18 protein-coding genes are annotated in these 19,947 nt (G+C 56.7%); 7 read left to right on the top strand and 11 right to left on the bottom strand.

Annotated features, from left to right (window positions below; translation table 11 throughout):
* Positions 1 to 54: 54 nt before the first annotated feature.
* The 7 genes from aroB to V6942_RS20640 all read right to left on the bottom strand — a co-directional run bounded on the left by aroB (position 55) and on the right by V6942_RS20640 (position 5,314).
* Positions 55 to 1,149, bottom strand: a complete 1,095-nt coding sequence (gene aroB / locus V6942_RS20670) for a 3-dehydroquinate synthase (protein WP_106925137.1) — start codon at positions 1,147 to 1,149, stop codon at positions 55 to 57.
* Positions 1,150 to 1,207: 58 nt separating this feature from the next.
* On the bottom strand, positions 1,208 to 1,729 hold the full coding sequence (aroK, locus tag V6942_RS20665) for a shikimate kinase AroK (protein WP_035892101.1): 522 nt from the start codon (positions 1,727 to 1,729) through the stop codon (positions 1,208 to 1,210).
* 280 nt (positions 1,730 to 2,009) lie between these two features.
* Entirely contained in the window at positions 2,010 to 3,230 is a 1,221-nt protein-coding gene (hofQ, locus tag V6942_RS20660; RefSeq protein WP_333501770.1) for a DNA uptake porin HofQ, read from the bottom strand.
* Positions 3,118 to 3,558: a HofP DNA utilization family protein gene (locus V6942_RS20655; RefSeq protein WP_227673939.1), complete on the bottom strand. Its 441-nt coding sequence runs from the start codon at positions 3,556 to 3,558 to the stop codon at positions 3,118 to 3,120. The genes hofQ and V6942_RS20655 overlap by 113 nt, the downstream gene beginning before the upstream one ends.
* Complete coding sequence (locus V6942_RS20650) at positions 3,548 to 4,006, bottom strand: hypothetical protein (protein ID WP_106925134.1); 459 nt, start codon at positions 4,004 to 4,006, stop codon at positions 3,548 to 3,550. The genes V6942_RS20655 and V6942_RS20650 overlap by 11 nt, the downstream gene beginning before the upstream one ends.
* Positions 3,993 to 4,535 carry a PilN domain-containing protein gene (locus V6942_RS20645; RefSeq protein ID WP_146145696.1) on the bottom strand — a complete coding sequence of 181 codons (543 nt, stop codon included), beginning with the start codon at positions 4,533 to 4,535 and terminating at the stop codon, positions 3,993 to 3,995. The genes V6942_RS20650 and V6942_RS20645 overlap by 14 nt, the downstream gene beginning before the upstream one ends.
* Positions 4,526 to 5,314, bottom strand: coding sequence for a pilus assembly protein (locus V6942_RS20640; protein ID WP_106925132.1), 789 nt, complete (start codon positions 5,312 to 5,314; stop codon positions 4,526 to 4,528). The genes V6942_RS20645 and V6942_RS20640 overlap by 10 nt, the downstream gene beginning before the upstream one ends.
* Before the next feature lie 120 nt (positions 5,315 to 5,434).
* Here V6942_RS20640 and mrcA point away from each other — a divergent pair, with 120 nt between their 5' ends.
* Complete coding sequence (gene mrcA / locus V6942_RS20635; protein WP_333501761.1) at positions 5,435 to 7,987, top strand: peptidoglycan glycosyltransferase/peptidoglycan DD-transpeptidase MrcA; 2,553 nt, start codon at positions 5,435 to 5,437, stop codon at positions 7,985 to 7,987.
* A 77-nt stretch (positions 7,988 to 8,064) separates the two neighbouring features.
* On the opposite strand, the gene nudE is transcribed toward mrcA, so the two are convergent.
* Positions 8,065 to 8,628, bottom strand: coding sequence for an ADP compounds hydrolase NudE (gene nudE / locus V6942_RS20630; protein ID WP_106925130.1), 564 nt, complete (start codon positions 8,626 to 8,628; stop codon positions 8,065 to 8,067).
* A 308-nt stretch (positions 8,629 to 8,936) separates the two neighbouring features.
* On the opposite strand from nudE, the gene V6942_RS20625 reads away from it, so the two are divergent.
* The 4 genes from V6942_RS20625 to hslO all read left to right on the top strand — a co-directional run bounded on the left by V6942_RS20625 (position 8,937) and on the right by hslO (position 13,134).
* Positions 8,937 to 11,084 (top strand): intracellular growth attenuator family protein, encoded by a 2,148-nt coding sequence (locus tag V6942_RS20625; RefSeq protein ID WP_333501760.1) that lies wholly within the window; start codon positions 8,937 to 8,939, stop codon positions 11,082 to 11,084.
* A gap of 66 nt (positions 11,085 to 11,150) precedes the next feature.
* Entirely contained in the window at positions 11,151 to 11,828 is a 678-nt protein-coding gene (gene yrfG, locus V6942_RS20620; protein ID WP_106925128.1) for a GMP/IMP nucleotidase, read from the top strand.
* Between the two features lie 2 nt (positions 11,829 to 11,830).
* The gene (hslR, locus tag V6942_RS20615; RefSeq protein ID WP_106925127.1) at positions 11,831 to 12,232 is read left to right on the top strand and encodes a ribosome-associated heat shock protein Hsp15; all 402 of its coding nucleotides are present in this window, start codon (positions 11,831 to 11,833) and stop codon (positions 12,230 to 12,232) included.
* Between the two features lie 23 nt (positions 12,233 to 12,255).
* Complete coding sequence (hslO, locus tag V6942_RS20610) at positions 12,256 to 13,134, top strand: Hsp33 family molecular chaperone HslO (RefSeq protein ID WP_182966865.1); 879 nt, start codon at positions 12,256 to 12,258, stop codon at positions 13,132 to 13,134.
* Between the two features lie 94 nt (positions 13,135 to 13,228).
* On the opposite strand, the gene V6942_RS20605 is transcribed toward hslO, so the two are convergent.
* A complete protein-coding gene (locus V6942_RS20605) occupies positions 13,229 to 14,944 on the bottom strand; it encodes a DUF4153 domain-containing protein (protein WP_333501759.1) in 1,716 nt (571 codons plus the stop codon).
* Positions 14,945 to 15,322: 378 nt separating this feature from the next.
* Between V6942_RS20605 and pckA the strand changes: the two genes are divergently transcribed.
* Entirely contained in the window at positions 15,323 to 16,939 is a 1,617-nt protein-coding gene (gene pckA, locus V6942_RS20600; protein ID WP_106925125.1) for a phosphoenolpyruvate carboxykinase (ATP), read from the top strand.
* A gap of 153 nt (positions 16,940 to 17,092) precedes the next feature.
* Here pckA and envZ read toward each other — a convergent pair whose 3' ends face one another.
* Positions 17,093 to 18,445, bottom strand: coding sequence for a two-component system sensor histidine kinase EnvZ (gene envZ, locus V6942_RS20595; protein ID WP_106925124.1), 1,353 nt, complete (start codon positions 18,443 to 18,445; stop codon positions 17,093 to 17,095).
* Complete coding sequence (gene ompR / locus V6942_RS20590) at positions 18,442 to 19,161, bottom strand: two-component system response regulator OmpR (RefSeq protein WP_001157751.1); 720 nt, start codon at positions 19,159 to 19,161, stop codon at positions 18,442 to 18,444. The genes envZ and ompR overlap by 4 nt, the downstream gene beginning before the upstream one ends.
* Positions 19,162 to 19,389: 228 nt before the next feature.
* Here ompR and greB point away from each other — a divergent pair, with 228 nt between their 5' ends.
* A complete protein-coding gene (greB, locus tag V6942_RS20585) occupies positions 19,390 to 19,863 on the top strand; it encodes a transcription elongation factor GreB (RefSeq protein WP_106925123.1) in 474 nt (157 codons plus the stop codon).
* Positions 19,864 to 19,947: the final 84 nt, after the last annotated feature.

Here is a 19,947-nt window from a genome sequence, read left to right as displayed (position 1 = left end):
ACAATTGCACATCACCTGAAGTTAAAACACCGCACGAACGCGGCTAGACCTTTCTTATAGTTGCGCCTGCTGGGTATCAGCAATAGCGCCAAGAACCACATCGTGGGATACGCCACCGCGTACCTCACTTTTCCCGATAGCCAGCGGCAGCACTAAGCGCATTTCGCCAGCCAGGACTTTTTTATCTCGCAGCATGTGCGGCAGATAGGCTTGCGCCGTCATCTCCTGCGGACCCGCAACCGGCAGCCCTGCGCGCTTAAGCAGTGCGATGATGCGCTGAGTATCCTGAGCGTCAAACTGGCCCAGGCGCTCGGAGGCGTGAGCCGCCATCACCATACCCGCCGCCACGGCTTCACCGTGCAGCCAGTTGCCATAACCCATCTCGGCTTCAATGGCGTGGCCAAACGTATGCCCAAGATTGAGTAAAGCACGTAACCCGGTTTCGCGCTCGTCGGCAGCCACAACATCGGCTTTCAGCTCACAACAACGGCGAATACAGTACGCCATCGCTTTTTCATCCAGCGCCATCAGCGCGTCGATGTTCGCTTCCAGCCAGTCGAAGAACGGCGCATCCAGGATGATGCCGTACTTAATGACTTCGGCAAGGCCAGAGGAGAGCTCGCGTTTCGGTAGCGTTTTCAGGCAGTTCAGGTCAACCACAACGGAGGCCGGCTGCCAGAATGCGCCAATCATATTCTTACCAAGGGGATGGTTGACCGCGGTTTTGCCGCCAACCGAAGAATCCACCTGCGACAGCAGAGTGGTAGGCACCTGGATAAAGCGTACGCCGCGCTGATAGCTCGCCGCCGCAAAACCGGTTAAGTCACCGATCACACCGCCGCCCAGCGCCACCAGCGTAGTATCACGACCGTGTGGTTTCTGCAAAAGCGCGGTGAAAACGGTATCCATGACGGCCAGGCTTTTATACTGTTCGCCGTCCGGCAGAATGACGCTATCAACCTTCACGCCAGCCTGCTCGAGCACGGAGCGAACCTGGTCCAGATAAAGCGGTGCCAGCGTTTCGTTGGTGACCAGCATAACCTGATCGCCGGACTTGAGCGGTAAGAAGGAAGCTGGGTCGTTAAACAAACCAGCCGCGATGGTAATCGGGTAACTACGTTCCCCGAGAGTTACTGTAAGCCTCTCCATAACGCGACGTCCACCTTAGTGACTGTTATTCGCTGGCATTCTACTTTTCAGGCCAGTATTAGTTGCTTTCCAGCATATGGATGATCTGGTTAGCGACAACTTTTGCGCTCTGATCGTCAGTACGAATAGTGACGTCAGCAATCTCTTCATACAGCGGATTACGTTCGTCGGCCAGCGCTTCGAGCACTTCGCGCGGCGGCGTTTCAACCTGCAGCAGCGGGCGCTTTTTATCGCGCTGAGTGCGAGCGAGCTGTTTTTCAATGGTGGTTTCCAGATAGACAACCACGCCACGAGCGGAGAGACGATTGCGCGTTTCGCGTGATTTTACAGAGCCACCGCCTGTTGCCAGAACAATACCCTGCTTTTCCGTTAACTCATTGATGATTTTTTCTTCGCGGTCACGGAAACCTTCTTCGCCTTCGACATCAAAGACCCAGCCCACGTCAGCGCCTGTTCGTTTCTCAATCTCTTGATCAGAATCGTAAAATTCCATATTGAGCTGTTGAGCCAGCTGGCGCCCAATAGTGCTTTTGCCGGCACCCATGGGCCCAACCAGAAAGATATTGCGTTTCTCTGCCATTTTTTTGGTACTACTAAGACTATTCGTTAATGATAAATCCGCGCCGCAGAACATCACGCGTCGCAGGACATGAACTGAAACCTCTTATGCAATAGAGCGAGAGTCAGACTGAAAATTATCTCAATACTCCGGCTGGTTTGGCAACAGATTAAATCAGCAGACTACAGGAGTACGAGCGGCATACGTTGACACTCAAATCGGTACTCCTTGTATGCTAAATCTGCTCCCACGTCAAACCCACGGCGCACCTTCGCTGCTAAATTCGCATGATTACTCGCTGCTATTGCACAGAAATAATACGTGGCGTGATAAACACCACCAGTTCACGTCGTTCATTGTCTTTCCCATCACGGCGAAAAAGATGACCCAACAAAGGGATATCGCCTAAAAAAGGCACACTGTCGCTGGCGTTTTTATTCTTCTGCGAAAAAATGCCGCCCAGCGCCAGCGTTTCGCCACTTTTAACCTCAACCTGGGTTTCAATCTCCTGCTTGTCGATGGCCAGCACTTCGCCATCCGCCTGCTGTAGCACCTGGCCCGGCATATTTTCGCTGATATGCAGCTTCAACCGAACCCGACCATTCTGTAGCACCGTCGGCGTCACCTCCATGCCCAGCACCGCTTCTTTAAATTCGACCGAAGTGGCCCCGCTCTCTCCGCTCGAGACCTGATAGGGAATCTCGCTACCCTGCTTAATGCTCGCGGGCTGCAAATGTGAAGCCAGAAGCCGCGGGCTGGCGATAATATCCACCTTTTGCTTTTGTTCCAGCGCGGACAGCTCCAGCTCAAGCAGGCGACCATTGATGCGGCCAATATTAAAACCACCGCGCGTCGTGGCATCGGCTACCGACAAATCGCTACTCAGCGAGGTGATTTTACCAGCCCCTATTGCCCCTTCAGCCTCGGCGAGGCTCCATTTCACACCCAGCTCACGTAGGCTGGTTTCATTGATAGTGACGATATGTGCAGCCAGCTCAACCTGGCCGACGGGAATATCCATCTCCGTTGCCCACGCGCTAAACGCCTGAAGATGTTCACCGTCATCGCGAACGATGAGCCGGTTGGTGCGCTTGTCAACGGTCAGCGTGCCGCGCGCGCTGAGAAGTTTGCCTCCGGACTTTGCCAGTTCGCTGGCATCAGCGTACTGCAGCACAATACTGGCGTGTTTCAACGGCAACGTCTGCTGACGGCGCACCCGTTCCGCCAGCGCTCGCGCCTGCTTCTCTTCACGCCAGCGCTGCGAATAGACGAAGAGCACGCTTCCCTCCTGATGCATAACCAGCCCGGTGCTGGTCATCACCGTCTGTAACGCCTGCTTCCACGGTAAATTACGCAGCTGCAGCGAGAGCGAGCCCTGCACATCGGGTGCAATCACCAGATTCTTCTGTTCAAGGTCGGCCAGGCTTTGCAACACCTGGGCCACCGGCACGTCGTCCACCACCAGCGTGACGTTTTTCGCCGGGCTCAGCGGCGCCAGAAGCAGCAGTATTAGCAGGCTTATCCTGTTCATTTTTTGTCGTTCCTTCTCTTGTCCATTGCCAGCGCTGCGGCTCGCAGCCCGTACCCGTCTCGACCATCAGATTTTCCGGCGTTACCTGCAATACGCGCCAGCCGGTATGCAGCACGGCATCTTTTTCTACCCTCTGCCATTTATCGTCACCGCGCTGAACGATACCGATCAGACGATCGCCCGACGCCGCCGCCCCGCGATAGCGCCACAGGCTGAGCTGTGCGTGATGACACGGGTCTTCAATGGGAACAAAAGGATCGCGCATGCCGCACAGCAGCGGCACCGCAACGATCACAGCCAGCGGAAGCTTAAGGTTCATCGTTGCGCACCAGCCCTAACGTCAAGCGCAGCGTACCGTTCTCCCCGGTAAGCGCGAATGCCGTGACCTGCATACCGCACGCTGCCAGCCGCAGGAAGGTCGGGGCCACCTGTGCCCACGGAGTGTCCAGCACCAGCTCGCCGCCCTTGTCTGAAGGAAGCCAGCTCACCAGCCGGGCCCCGGACTGTTGGAAGGCCGTTGGCGAAAAGCGAACATAAGGATCTGAGCGTGCCGGTGAGAGGACTCGCGCCGCACGCAACGGCATGAGCCGACGCCAGCTTGCCGCGTACTGCGCGTGCTGACGCTGTCGGGCCTCAGATTCGGTCGTCTGTAACGCCGATGCCCCGAGGCGATAGCAAACACTCGCCCCCGCCAGCGCAGCGGCTAGCGCCGTCAGGCGCAGCGCATTCAGCCGCGAGAGCGGCCACCAGCCGTCAGGGAGCCGCATCGTCAGTCTCCTCCTGCAACTGATAGTGAACCTGCCAACGGCCAGCGTTATCGCGCTGAATTTTTCCCGCCGTTGCGGGCTGGAAACCGGGTAGCGCTGTCAGCACCTGCTCGACCCCCGCCAGAGCCGCAAACTGTATGAGCGTCCCCGATAACAGCAGCGTGCGCTCGCGGTAAACCAGCTCGTTAAGCCACGCCTGGGGAGGAAGTTGCTCAGCCAGCGTGCTCAACCGCGCCGCCCAGGCTTCCGTGGTACGTCGGTGTGCTAACCGCTGCGCGAGCAGAGCCTGCTGCTGCGCCCGCGCCGCCCATTCACGTTCGCGCGCCGCCAGTTGCTGCGTTATCTGCCGCTCCGCGTCGGCGTGAATGTCGTCTCCAGCCCGCCTCGCCTTGCCGCTGAGCTGGCAGGAAAATGCCACCGCCATACTCAGCAGCCAGCATGCCGCCACGCCGGCCACCCAGCGCCGTAGATGCCGATAGAATCGGGCTCGCCGCCACGGCAGAAAATTAACCGTATGAACTATCGCCATACCGCCCCCATCGCCAGTGCAATTGCCACGGCAAAGGCATCACCACAGGTGGGTAGCGGCGGCTGCTTTTGCGCGATGGCGCTCCAGGGGTCGAAACAGGGGCCGCCGAGATCATTGGCGCCAATGTGCACCAGCCGTGCCGGGTCAACGTCCAGCCGCTCAGCCAGCAGCAACGGTGATGCAGTGTCGCTTAACGCACCGCTTCCCCAGCCTTCCCTGTGCGCCCACAGCCAGTGCGATGCGTCTCGCCAGACCAGTACGGCTCGCGGGTCTACCATTAGCGGGAGGAAAACCTGGAGCGCGCAGGCATCCGGCGTAATCGCCGCGGTGTGTAAGCGCAGGCGGCGCAGCAGCTGCTGTAGACTGGCCACCTCGCGCTGCTGCGCGGCGGTGACGTTCCACTGCCCCGCGGGCTCCGCCAGATGATAGTCAAAACACAGTGCATCGACAGGCATCTCAAGCTGCTGCGACATCGCGCTGGCAATCCATTGACGCTGCTCGTGCTCCTGCAGGGTGATGGCCGCGCCCGGCAGACTTTTTTGCAGCGTGCGCCGGGCGGGAAAGGCTACGCTCACCGTATGCTGCCAGGGCAGCTCGTGACGCCACGGCGCCAGCGCGGCCAGCAGGCGTTCATCTTGTTCATGGGGGGACGCCGAGGAAGACAGCGGTAGCTGCCACCAACGGCGCAGAGACCAGCCGCTGCGCGCGCGCTGGAGTGCGATGATAAAGATATTATCTTGCTGAATATGAAGCCCGACCTGCCAGCAGTTGAAAGCCATTTCACGATTCTCCTTACGCCACCAACAGCGTGACGGCTATATCAATGAATCAGGCTTGCCTTTATACTACCGCGCGTTTGTTTATAAACTGCCCAAATGCCACTCAATGGGAAATCTCCGGTGAAGTTCGTAAAGTATTTATTCATCCTTGCAGTCTGTTGCATTCTGCTGGGAGCAGGCTCGATTTATGGCCTCTACAAATATATTGAGCCGCAGCTGCCAGACGTCGCTACGCTGAAAGACGTGCGCCTGCAGGTACCTATGCAGGTCTATAGCGCAGATGGCGAGCTCATTGCGCAGTACGGCGAGAAGCGTCGTATTCCAATGACCCTTAGCCAGATCCCACCCGAAATGGTGAAAGCGTTCATTGCCACCGAAGATAGCCGCTTCTATGAGCACCACGGGATTGACCCGATTGGTATCTTCCGTGCCGCCAGCGTCGCGCTGGTCAACGGGCACGCCTCTCAAGGGGCCAGTACCATTACCCAGCAGCTTGCGCGTAACTTCTTCCTCAGCCCTGAAAAAACGCTGATGCGCAAAATCAAGGAAGCCTTCCTGGCCATCCGTATTGAGCAGTTGCTGAGTAAAGATGAAATTCTTGAGCTGTACCTGAACAAGATCTATCTCGGCTACCGCGCTTACGGCGTGGGGGCTGCGGCACAGGTGTACTTTGGCAAGCCGGCCGACCAGCTGAGTCTGAGCGAAATGGCGGTGATTGCAGGCCTGCCGAAGGCGCCGTCTACCTTCAACCCGCTCTACTCGCTTGACCGCGCCACCGCTCGCCGCAACGTGGTGCTGTCGCGTATGTTGAGCGAAGGCTATATCACCCAGGCACAGTACGACCAGGCGCGTAACGAAGCCATTGACGCCAACTACCATGCGCCGGAAATCGCCTTCTCTTCACCGTATCTGACGGAGATGGTGCGCCAGGATATGGTCAAGCAGTACGGTGAACAGGCCTACGAAGACGGCTACCGCGTTTACACCACGATTACGCGTAAGAACCAGCAGGCAGCCCAGCAGGCGCTGCGCAATAACGTGATGGATTACGACATGCGTCACGGCTACCGCGGTCCGGCCAACGTGCTGTGGAAAGCAGGTGAAACGCCGTGGGACAGCAAGAAAATTCGCGCCTCGTTGCGCCCTCTGCCTTCTTATGGCCCGCTGCTACCGGCTGCGGTGACCGCCGCTAACCCGCAGGAAGCTACCGTCATGTTAGCCGACGGCACATCGGTCTCGTTAACGATGGAAGGGATGCGCTGGGCGCGGCCTTACCGCTCCGATACTGCGCAGGGACCCACCCCGCGTAAAGTGACCGATGTCGTGCAGGCCGGGCAGCAGATTTGGGTGCGTCAGAATGGCGACAGCTGGTGGCTGGCGCAGGTGCCGGACGTTAACTCCGCGCTGGTGTCAATTAACCCGAAAAACGGTGCAATCATCGCGCTGGTCGGCGGCTTCGACTTCAACCAGAGTAAGTTTAACCGCGCCACCCAGGCGCTGCGTCAGGTCGGCTCTAACATCAAACCGTTCCTCTATACCGCGGCGATGGATAAGGGCTTAACTCTCGCCAGCATGCTCAATGACGTGCCTATTTCCCGCTGGGATGCTGGCGCCGGTTCCGACTGGCAGCCCAAAAACTCCCCGGCACAATACGCGGGCCCGATCCGCTTGCGCCAGGGGCTGGGCCAGTCTAAAAACGTGGTGATGGTACGCGCCATGCGCGCCATGGGCGTGGACTATGCCGCAGAGTATTTGCAGCGTTTCGGCTTCCCGGCTGAAAATATTGTGCATACGGAATCGCTGGCGCTGGGATCTGCGTCCTTTACCCCGCTGCAGGTCGCGCGCGGCTATGCGGTGATGGCCAACGGCGGCTTCCTGGTGGAGCCGTACTACATCAGTAAAATTGAAAACGACCAGGGCGGCGTGCTGTTTGAAGCGAAACCGAAAATCGCCTGCCCTGAGTGCAATCTGCCGGTGATCTACGGCGACACGCCGAAATCGAACGTTCTGGAAAATCAGGATGTTGAAGATGTTGCCATATCACAAACGCCGCAGAATGCCGTCGTTCCCATGCCGCAGATTGAGCAGCCGAATCAGCCGCTGGTTGCTCAGAACGGTGTCCAGGAGTACGCCCCGCACGTGATCAACACGCCGCTGTCGTTCCTGATTAAGAGCGCGCTGAATACCAACATCTTCGGCGAACCAGGCTGGCAGGGTACGGGCTGGCGTGCCGGTCGCGATCTTGGCCGCCACGACATCGGCGGCAAAACCGGGACCACCAACAGCTCAAAAGACGCATGGTTCTCCGGTTACGGTCCGGGCGTGGTGACCTCCGTATGGATTGGCTTCGACGATCACCGCCGTGACCTGGGGCGCACCACGGCTTCAGGCGCAATTAAGGATCAGATTTCAGGCTATGAAGGCGGAGCCAAGAGCGCTCAGCCTGCCTGGGATGCCTTTATGAAGGCCGTGCTGGCCGGGGTGCCTGAAGAACCGCTGACCCCGCCGCCGGGGATTGTGACGGTCAATATTGACCGCAACACCGGGCAGCTCGCCAATGGCGGCAGCAGTCGTCAGGAATACTTCATTGAAGGAACGCAGCCTACACAGCAGGCGGTTCACGAGGTCGGTACTGAAGTGATTGATAACGGGGAAACCCACGAGCTGTTCTGACCCGTAACGCGGGCAACTGACCCCGACGGCACGCTGCCGCGCGGGGTCATAAAAAAAGGCGCCGTTGGCGCCTTTTTTTATGACAATCTGCCCTGTGCCCTCAGCCACTCGCGTAGCAGGAACAGCGCGCTCACGTTGCGCGCCTCGCTAAAGTCAGGATCGTCGAGCAGATCCATCAGGTTAGCCAGCGGCCAGCGCACCTGCGGCAGCGGTTCTGGCTCATCGCCCGGCAGGGATTCCGGGTAGAGGTTTTCCGCCACAACGATATTCATTTTGCTGGAAAAATAGGATGGCGCCATGCTGAGCTTTTTCAGGAACGTCAGCTCATGCGCGCCAAAGCCCACTTCTTCTTTTAGTTCACGGTTAGCCGCCTGCATGACCGTTTCGCCAGGATCAATCAGCCCCTTCGAAAAACCCAGCTCGTAAGATTCTGTTCCCACCGCGTATTCGCGAATCAAAATGACGTGTTCATCGACAATAGGCACAATCATTACCGCTTCGCGCGAGGAGGGTTTCATCCGCTCATAAACGCGACGGACGCCGTTGCTGAACTCGAGATCGACGCTTTCCACATTAAACAGGCGCGACTTTGCGACGGTTTCAACATGGAGGATGGTAGGTTTTTGTAATGATTTGCTCATTGGGCCGGGGTCTTTGCTGTGGTGACTTTTATCATTGTGCGATAGGTACGAGGTTCCAGCAATGTATAAAGCGTTTTATTTACATCGTTGCAACGTTCATGTTCTTCCATCTCTCATTTCTGGATAAATGTCAAGAGGTTGAATTACAATTGGGAATTTACTGATACTCGTTGGCAAAGGGGTTTGTTATGCTTACGTTTTGCGAGAGTCTATAAACTCTTTTTATCACCTCTGTAATATGTGCCGATGATGTATAAAAAAAGCAGGCAACTTAAGAGACCTCTAAGAAAAAGTATGATGGGAAAAGCATGGGCACATTGATGATCTTTACCGTAGCGATACTGATCTGCGCCGTGCTGGTCGGTTGGTTCTTCCGTAAAAGGGCAAAACGCCTTCATCTGCCGTGGCTGCACTTGTTTCCTGGCGCGACCACGCGCAAGCTCACCGACGAAGAGCGCCAGGGCGTTGAAAACTATCTCGACGATCTGAACCGCGACCTGCAGCTTCCGCCGTCCGGTTCGACGATCGCGCCAACCACGCTGACGCTCAATGCGCAAAGCGGTACCGTATTCACGCTGACCCGCGCCATCACTCGCTATGGCATTACCACCGACGATCCCAACAAATGGCGTTATTTTCTCGACTCTGTGGAAGTGCACCTGCCGCCGTTCTGGGAGCAGCACATTACTGATGAAAACAGCATCGATCTTATCGTTACCGACGATATGCCGCTGGTCATCGCCCTGAACGGCCACTCGCTGAAGACCTACTCACGCGAGAAGCAACGGCTGGCGCTGGAGTCGACAAGCTCAACGCAGGCGTCGATCCGTGGCGAGGAAAGCGAACAAATCGAGCTGCTCAATATTCGCCAGGAAACGCATGAAGAGCACGCGCTCGGCCGGCCGGACGGGCTGCGCGAGGCGCTGCTGATCGTCGCGGCGTTTGTCCTGTTTTATTGCAGCCTGATTGCCCCTGCGGTGTTCACGCCCTGGGTACTCGGCGGTGCGCTGCTGCTGCTCGGCGGCGGGCTATGGGGGCTCTTCGCCCCGCCAACAAAATCGTCCCTGCGCGAGATCCACTGCCTGCGCGGCACGCCGAAGCGCTGGGGGCTGTTTGGCGAAAACGATCAGGAGCAGATTAACAACATTTCGCTTGGCATCATCGATCTCATCTATCCGCGCCACTGGCAGCCCTTTGTCGCGCAGGATTTGGGGCAGAAAACCGATATTGATATCTACCTTGATCGTCACGTCGTCCGTCAGGGTCGCTTCCTTTCTCTGCATGATGAAGTGAAAAACTTCCCGCTACAGCACTGGCTGCGCAGCGCCGTTATTGGTGGCGGTGCGCTGCTGGTGGCCGTGATGATGTGGATAAGCGTGCCGTTAAACATGCCGTTTAAGTTTACAATTTCATGGCTGAAAGGCGCGCAAACCGTAGAAGCAAAAGACGTGCGCCAGTTGGAAAAGGCGGGCGTTCGCGTCGGCGATACGCTGCATCTCAGCGGCATCGGGATGTGTAACATTCATTCGCCCGGCACCTGGACGGCCCAGGAGAGCTCGCCGTTCCTGCCGTTCGACTGTTCGCAAATTATCTGGAACGATGCGCCGCGCCTGCCGCTGCCGGAATCGGAAACCGTGAACAAAGCCACGGCGCTGGTACAGGCGGTGAATCGTCAGCTGCACCCAGCCGAAGGCGACGACTCGCGCGTCAGCCCGGCGCTGCGCTCGGCGATTCAGAAGTCCGGCATGGTGCTGCTGGATGATTTTGCTGATATCGTGCTGAAAACCAAAGATCTCTGCTCCGCCGCCGACGACTGCGTGCGGCTGAAGAACGCGCTGGTTAACCTGGGTAATACCCGCGACTGGGATGCGCTGGTCAAACGCGCCAATTCCGGCAAGCTGGACGGCGTGAATGTCCTGCTGCGCCCGGTTAGCGCCGAGTCGCTGGATAACCTGGTCGATACCTCCACCGCGCCGTTTATCCTGCGCGAAACGGCCCGCGCAGCACAGGCGTTAAACAGCCCGGCGCCGGGTGGTTTCCTTATCACCAGCGATGAAGGCAGCGATTTCGTCAGCCAACCGTACCCCACCGCCAGCCTGTACGACTACCCCGCCCACGAGCAGTGGAACGAATTCCAGCGCCTGGCAGGGATGTTGATGCATACGCCGTTCCACGCTGAAGGGATTGTCACCAATCTCTATACCGACGCCAACGGCACGCAGCATATCAATCTGCACCGGATGCCCGACAGCAGCGGGCTGTGGCATTATCTGGCCACCACGCTGCTGATGCTGGCGATGGTTATCTGCGCCGTTTATAACGGGGTGCAGGCGCTGCGCCGCTATCACCGTCATCGCGAGCGTCTGGCGCAAATTCAGAAATATTACGAAAGCTGCACTACCCCGGCACTGCTCTCATCGCCGGACGATTTTACGTCCGACTTCCCGACCCGCTAGCCGCCTCCCCCGCCGCGGCAGAGTTATGTTACTCTGTCGCGCATTTCTTCCGTCTGGAGATTTACCATGCATTTTGATATCGCCTGGCAGGAGGTAGATACCGTCCTTCTGGACATGGATGGCACGCTTCTCGACCTCGCCTTCGACAACTATTTCTGGCAAAAGCTGGTGCCGGAAACCTACGGCGCGAAGCTGGGGATCAGCCCGCAGGCGGCACAGGACGCTATTCGCCAGGAGTACCACGCGGTGCAACATACGCTAAACTGGTACTGTCTGGACTACTGGAGCGAACGGCTGGGTCTCGATATTTGCGCGATGACCAGTGAACAGGGCCCGCGCGCGGCGCTGCGCGATGACACCGTTCCCTTCCTCAATGCGCTGAAGGCCAGCGGTAAACGCCGCATTTTGCTGACCAACGCCCATCCGCACAACCTGGCAGTGAAGCTGAAACACACGGGCCTCGACGCACACCTTGATTTATTACTTTCCACCCATACATTTGGTTATCCGAAAGAGGATCAGCGGTTATGGCAAGCGGTGACAGAACGGACGGGCCTGGAGGCCGAACGCACGCTGTTTATCGATGACAGCGAGCCGATTCTGGATGCCGCCGCACGCTTTGGTATCCGCTATTGCCTCGGCGTCACCAACCCCGACTCGGGTATGGCGGATAAAGCGTATCTGCGTCATCCCGCACTTAACGATTATCGTCATCTGATCCCCTCACTGCACGTGAAGGAGTGACAATGAAAGAGAAATCCACCGACGGCGTCAGGCTGGATAAGTGGCTGTGGGCTGCGCGTTTTTACAAAACCCGCGCGCTGGCACGAGAGATGATTGAAGGCGGTAAGGTTCACTATAACGGGCAGCGCTCCAAGCCCAGTAAAGTTGTCGAACTGAACGCCCAGCTGACGCTGCGCCAGGGAAATGACGAACGCACCGTGGTCGTGAAAGCCATCACCGAGCAGCGACGTCCGGCGACGGAAGCCGTCAACCTGTACGAAGAGACGGCAGAGAGTATTGAGAAGCGCGAAAAAGTCGCGCTGGCGCGCAAGCTCAACGCGCTGACGATGCCGCATCCGGACCGACGCCCGGATAAAAAAGAGCGGCGCGACCTGATGAGATTTAAATACGGTGACAGCGAATGACTGCCGCCTCAAGAGAGAAAATTATGACTCAACACGATCAATTACATCGCTATCTGTTTGAAAACTATGCCGTACGTGGCGAACTGGTCACCGTATCCGAGACGCTCGAACAGATCCTGGCAGGCCACAGCTATCCGCAGCCGGTCAAAAACGTGCTGGCGGAACTGCTGGTGGCAACCAGCCTGCTGACCGCAACGCTGAAGTTTGAAGGCGACATTACCGTGCAGCTGCAGGGCGACGGTCCGATGACGCTGGCGGTGATCAACGGTAATAACCACCAGCAGCTGCGCGGCGTCGCGCGCGTGCAGGGCGAGATTCCGGCGGATGCTGACCTGAAAACGCTGATCGGCAACGGCTACCTGGTGATTACCATCACCCCGGCCGAAGGCGAACGTTATCAGGGCGTGGTGGGTCTGGAAGGCGATACGCTGGCGGCGTGTCTGGAAGATTACTTCCAGCGTTCCGAGCAGCTGCCGACACGCCTGATCATCCGTACCGGCGAGTCTGAAGGTAAGCCGGCCGCAGGCGGTATGCTGCTGCAGGTGATGCCAGCGCAGAACGCGCAGGCGGAAGATTTTGAACACCTGGCGGCGCTGACCGACACCATTAAAGCCGAAGAGCTGTTCACGCTGCCGGCGAACGATGTGCTGTGGCGTTTGTACCACGAAGAAGAAGTCACGCTGTACGATCCGCAGGGCGTCGAGTTCAAGTGCACCTGTTCTCGCGAACGCTGTGCTGGCGCGCTGAAAACGCTGCCGGATGAAGAGATCAACAGCATTCTGGAAGAAGAAGGCGAGATCGATATGCACTGCGACTACTGTGGTAGCCACTACGTCTTCAACGCGATGGATATCGCCGAAATCCGTAATGACGCCTCTCCGGCAGATCCGCAGGTGCATTAAAAACAGCGCCGGATGGCGGCTTCGCCTTATCCGGCCTACTGGGGATCTGTAGGCCTGATAAGCGTAGCGCCATCAGGCGTTGCCAGGTGGCAATTTAGCGAGTTTCCAGCGTTTGATCGCCAATAACCAGATCCCGCCACACTTTTGGCTTCGACGACAGCTTACCCTCCTCTACGGCACGCATAACCGTCTGCGGCGTTAGCGTTTGAGGTAACCGAATATACCCCTGACGCTCCCATCCTTTCTTCGCAGGATCGTAGGTATAGATCGCGCCAGAATTGTCCTCAAACACCAAAAAGATCCGCTCCTTGAGACCATCGTTATTCAGATCCTGCGCGACCAGCATGCAGGCATTTTTCTCCGCACAGCTTGCCAGCCTGTAGCGTTCCCCGTGAACACGCTGCCAGAAAGCAATATCCGGTTTATCCGCGCCGGGGGCGATCCATGCCTTCTCCGCCAGCGTTTCAGCGGTGAGTGAATCCGTGTTTTTCCGCTCGCCTTCTAAAAGAGTATTCAGGTAGCGCTTACGGTTCCTGTCTTTCATAAATTCCGCATCGTCTTTCAGCGACGTCAGGGCCTCCCGTCCATAACGACCGCTGTTCACCAGCATGTGCAACGTCAGATCGTCAGGCTTAATTTTACCGCTGTGATAACGCGCCATCTGGCTATTCACGCTGATTCGCCAGCTATCCAGTACCGGCGAATTCAGTAGCATAAGCACGACGAGCACCAGCAGCGACAGCGCCTGATTCACTTTCCCCTGAAGCGACAAAGGGTTTATCGCCTTGCGCCGAACGATACTCAGCAGATAACCGACAGACCATACCAGCAGCACCACAACCACCAGCACGCCGTGCAGACGCTCCACCGTCCAGCCATGCTGCGCCACGCGAACCCACAGCGCCCATCCGGCAATCAGGACATAAACGGGTGCCACCAGCAGCGAGGTTTTAATCAGACAGCGCAGCACGCCCCCATAGGGCAACGATGCTTTTTGCGGATCGCGGACAATCGCCATCAGCAGCAGGAGAATCAGCGTCAATGAAGAGAGTAAACCGGCAGCGGAGACGTGGCGGGAAATCGACGCTACCCCGGTAAACGGCAGCGTAACGATAAACAGCAGCGTCAGCAGCGATACCAACGGCAGCAAGCCCGTGGCAATCAGCGTCAGCAGCTTTTGGATAGCGGCAATCAAGCGGAACTGCGTACGCGCCAGGATCACCGACAGGGCGGTAATCAGCCCGATAGTGAGATAAATAAACCAGTCGGTATCAAAAAAGAGCGTATGGAAAAAAGCGATCCCCACCAGCCTGAACAGCTCACTCCAGAGCAGTAGCACCAGCCACACCAGGCCGTTGGCGATAACAATCACTAACAGCGTTAACGCGTTATGCCACATCAGATGGTAAAACCGCGCGTAACGCCCCCCTTCCTGCCGCGGATTAAGCTGCTGCTGCATCCACGGCAACAGCATCAGCACCATCAGCAACAGGTAGCAGCTAAAAGCCCAGAGCGCGCTGCTGGCTCTCCAGCCTTCCATTCCGGCCATCAGCCACTTTTGCCAGCCGCTCATCGCCAACACGGCGATAAAAATAATCGCCAGCCAGCACCATAAGCGCGCCTGTTTAAACGAGGTGACGGAAAAAAGCAGTGCCGAAGAGAAGGCAAGGGTCGCGGGCATCCCATAAAACATCCAGCCGCTGTTTATTGGCGCAAGCCAGGTCATCAGCAGATAGCACACCAGCCCCTGAACCAGGCCGGTTGCCACCATTCCCCATCGGGTGGGACGAGAGAGTTCAACGTTATCCATGTTGCTATCCGATATCAGTAGAGTGCGTCATTATCGCATCACATCTTAGAAATCGATTCAAAAGGCAAAAAATTCGGAAAACAGCTCAGCGAGGTGAATCGATTTTTGTCCTGAAAGCATTACGTAATTTTCTTTCATAAATGCGATTCGATTCACATTTACACCGTCATTTAAACCATTTTGTAACCATTTGAGAACATTCGCGCCAAATATGCGGTGTTTCCTGTCATAATCCCTGACGCTTCGTGACAGGAGTCACAATGTTTTCGTAAGTAAGACGTTTGTCGGGATACGTAAATCTATGAGCCTGGTCGCGGTCAACACCCCTAAAATACCCATAGAATTTATGGTAGTACATATTGGCTAAGGAGCAGTGAAATGCGCAACGGTATAACCCCGCAGGACCTCAAGGCTTATGGTATTAACGACGTACAGGATATCGTCTACAACCCCGATTACGATACATTGTATCGAGAAGAACTCGATCCTAACCTGGAAGGTTATGAGCGTGGTGTACTGACGAACCTGGGAGCCATTTCTGTCGACACCGGTATCTTTACCGGCCGTTCCCCGAAGGACAAATATATCGTCCGCGATGACACCACCCGCGATACGGTATGGTGGTCTGATAAGGGCAACGGGAAAAATGACAATAAACCTCTCTCTCCTGAAATTTGGCAACACCTGAAAGGTTTAGTTTCCAATCAGCTATCCGGCAAGCGCCTGTTTATCGTTGACGCGTTCTGCGGCGCGAACGAAGACACCCGCCTGTCCGTGCGTTTCATCACCGAAGTGGCCTGGCAGGCGCACTTCGTCAAGAACATGTTTATTCGCCCAACCGACGAAGAGCTGAAGACGTTTAAGCCCGACTTTATCGTCATGAACGGCGCTAAATGCACTAACCCACAGTGGAAAGAGCAGGGCCTCAACTCGGAAAACTTTGTCGCATTTAACCTGACAGAGCGTATCCAGCTGATTGGCGGCACCTGGTACGGCGGCGAAATGAAGAAAGGGATGTTCTCGATCATGAACTACCTGCTGCCGCTGCAGGGCATCGCCTCCATGCACTGTTCCGCTAACGTCGGCGAAAAAGGTGACGTAGCGGTGTTCTTCGGCCTGTCCGGCACCGGTAAAACCACCCTCTCTACCGATCCGAAACGTCGCCTGATTGGCGATGACGAACACGGCTGGGACGATGACGGCGTGTTTAACTTTGAGGGCGGCTGCTACGCCAAGACCATTAAGCTGTCGGAAGCGGCGGAGCCAGATATCTATCACGCCATTCGTCGTGATGCGCTGCTGGAAAACGTGGTGGTACGCGCCGATGGCAGCATTGATTTCGATGACGGCTCAAAAACCGAAAACACCCGCGTGTCGTACCCGATTTACCACATCGACAATATCGTGAAGCCGGTGTCAAAAGCGGGCCATGCGACCAAGGTTATCTTCCTGACCGCTGATGCTTTCGGCGTGCTGCCGCCAGTATCACGCCTCACCGCGGACCAGACGCAGTATCACTTCCTTTCCGGCTTTACGGCCAAGCTGGCAGGCACTGAGCGCGGCGTTACCGAGCCCACCCCAACCTTCTCTGCCTGCTTCGGCGCAGCATTCCTGTCGCTGCACCCGACGCAGTACGCTGAAGTGCTGGTGAAACGTATGCAGGCTGCAGGCGCTCAGGCTTACCTGGTGAATACCGGCTGGAACGGCACCGGCAAACGTATTTCTATTCAGAATACGCGCGCCATTATCGACGCCATCCTCGACGGCTCGCTGGACGAAGCGGAAACCTTCACTCTGCCGCTGTTTAACCTGCAGATCCCAACCGCGCTGCCGGGCGTGGATACTCACATCCTCGATCCGCGCAACACCTACGGTTCGCCGGAGCAATGGCAGGAAAAAGCCGAAACGCTGGCTAAGCTGTTCAAAGAGAACTTTGAGAAGTACACCGACACCCCTGCAGGCGCAGCGCTGGTGAGCGCAGGGCCAAAGCTGTAGTTCAGGCTAATGCCCGGTGCCGTTTGTGGCCGGATAAGGTGTTTACACCGCTATCCGGCACCAAGCCACACCGTGCCTGATGGGCTGCGCTTATCAGGCCTACAATATGGGGTCGCGAAACAAAAACCGCCGGGTTTCCCCCAGCGGTTTTTTTTAGCTCTCTTTCGTCGGCCCCGGCATGCGGTTTGCCGGTATCGGCAGCCACGCGCGTATCAGCAACCCACCGCGTTCGCTGGTATCCAGCTCCAGCAGCCCGTTGTGGTTATCGATAATACGCTGCACGATAGCCAATCCTAGCCCCGTTCCGCTGATGGTTCGCGCGCTGTCGCCACGCACGAACGGCTGGAACAGATGCTTACGCTGCTCAGGCTTGATACCCGGGCCGTCGTCCTCCACCTGGAACCAGGCGCGATGCGCTTCACGGCCGCTGCTGACTTTAATCCAGCCGTTGCCGTAGCGCGCGGCGTTCACCACCATATTGGCCAGCGCGCGCTTGATGGACAGCGGGTGCACGCGTACCGGAATATCCCCTTCCAGCAGGTTGGTCTCTATTTCACGCTCGTAGCCGCTTTCTGCGGCGATCACCTCACCGAGCACGGTATTGAGATCGATACACTCCAACGGCATTTCCTGACCGGTGCGCAAATAATCAATAAACTGCTCAATGATGGCATTGCACTCTTCAATGTCTTTATTGATCGATTCCGCCAGATAGCCGTCCTGCTCGCCCATCATCTCTGTCGCCAGACGAATACGCGTCAGCGGCGTACGCAGGTCGTGGCTGACCCCGGCCATCAGCAGCGTGCGGTCGTCCGAAAGCTGCTTGACGCCCGCCGCCATGTGGTTGAAGGCTCGGGTCACCGAACGCACCTCCGACGCGCCATACTCGCGCAACGGTGGTGGAATAATCCCTTTACCGACCTGAAGCGCCGCGTGCTCCAGGTCGACCAGCGGTCGGTTCTGGATACGGATAAACAGCCACGCGCCGCCTATCGCCAGCAGCATAATCGCCAGGGTATAACGGAAGAGCGGGGAGAAGTCCCCCTGATGGATTTCGGTCAGCGGTACGCGCACCCAGATGTTGGGTGACAGCCAGGTCTTCAGCCAGACAACAGGCGAACTTTTATTCACTTCCACGCGCACTTCGGTCGGCCCGCCGAGCTGCTGGGCCATCTGCTGGCTCAGAAACTCGTAGTGCTGCGCCCAGCGCAGGCCTGCCTCTTCTGCGGCTTCATCGGAATAGAGCGAAATGCCCAACTCACGATAAATCTCGCGGCGAAACGCCGGCGGCACAACGAGCTGCGTGCCGTCCTCCAGCTGCAGCTTATCGGTCATCAGCATACGGACTTCGTAGGCTAAAACCTTATTAAACTGCTGCAAACTGGGCAGAATCGCGAAGTTCAGCACCACAAGATAGGTTGTCACCAGGCTGACAAACAGCAGGGTGACAATCAGCAATAACGTGCGGGCAAATGAACTTCGTGGCGAGAAGCGCAGTCGCCTCATGCTTTAGAACCGTCCGGGACGAAGACGTAGCCCAGACCCCACACGGTCTGAATATAGCGCGGGTGCGCTGGATCCTCTTCCACCATGCGGCGCAGGCGAGAAATCTGCACGTCGATGGAACGTTCCATCGCAGAGTATTCGCGACCACGGGCCAGGTTCATCAGCTTATCGCGTGACAGCGGTTCACGCGGGTGGCTCACCAGCGCTTTCAACACCGCAAACTCACCGCTGGTCAGCGGCATCGGTTCATCTTCACGGAACATTTCACGGGTGCCAAGGTTCAGCTTGAATTTGCCAAAGGCAATCACCGCCTCTTCCTGAGAAGGAGCGCCCGGCAGCTCGTTCGCCTGACGACGCAGCACCGCACGAATACGGGCCAGCAGCTCACGCGGGTTGAACGGCTTCGGAATGTAGTCGTCGGCGCCGATTTCCAGCCCTACAATACGGTCAACCTCTTCCCCTTTCGCCGTCACCATAATGATCGGCATCGGGTTGCTCTGGCTACGCAGACGGCGGCAGATGGAAAGACCATCTTCGCCTGGCAACATGAGATCCAACACCATCAGGTGGAACGACTCACGGGTCAGCAGTCGGTCCATCTGTTCGGCGTTAGCGACGCTTCGAACCTGGAAACCCTGCTCGGTCAGATAACGCTCCAGCAGCGCGCGCAGGCGCATATCGTCATCCACAACCAGAATCTTATAATTCTCTTGCATTGTTTTTACTCCCAAAGGTTCGCAACAATTATCCGCATGTATTCTCAAAAAAGCCTGCGCTGGCGACCAGCTAAATCTGGTATAAATTCCAGGCTAAATTGTTACAAAGCATATTTAACAGCGAGTTAAGTATACAATGAATCTTAATACACATTATTTATTCTGTCGGTATGCTCACGTAATACGTATTGTGCGCAATGGTTCCTCGGCAGCAGGTAAGCACTTAAGATGAAAACACCGTTGATCACCCGCGAAGGGTACGAAAAGCTCAAACAAGAGATGGATTATCTCTGGCGTGAAGAACGTCCGGAGGTAACGAAAAAAGTGACCTGGGCCGCGAGCCTTGGCGATCGCAGTGAAAATGCTGACTATCAGTATAATAAAAAACGCTTAAGGGAAATTGACCGCCGCGTTCGTTATTTAACCAAATGTCTGGAGAATCTGCGGATTGTCGATTATTCGCCGCAGCAGGAAGGCAAAGTCTTTTTTGGCGCCTGGGTCGAGATTGAAAACGACGACGGCGACATCAAGCGTTTTCGTATCGTTGGCTACGATGAAATATTTGGTCGCAAGGACTATATCTCCATCGATTCGCCGATGGCCCGCGCGCTGCTGAAAAAAGAGGTGGGTGACCTGGCGGTGGTGAACACCCCGGCGGGTGAAGCCAGCTGGTACGTGAATGCGATCGACTACGTAAAATAGCGCCGGAACAATCCGAAGCCCCCGCTGATGACTGGCATTTTTGCCAGTCAATCCGTATAACTGTCCCCTGATTTTATGACCTAA

The sequence above is a fragment of the Kluyvera genomosp. 2 genome (genome assembly GCF_036759865.1).
In the GTDB taxonomy this organism is placed as follows: domain Bacteria; phylum Pseudomonadota; class Gammaproteobacteria; order Enterobacterales; family Enterobacteriaceae; genus Kluyvera; species Kluyvera ascorbata_B.
Note: the sequence above shows the minus strand (reverse complement) of the source record. Positions and strands in the feature narration are given on the sequence as shown.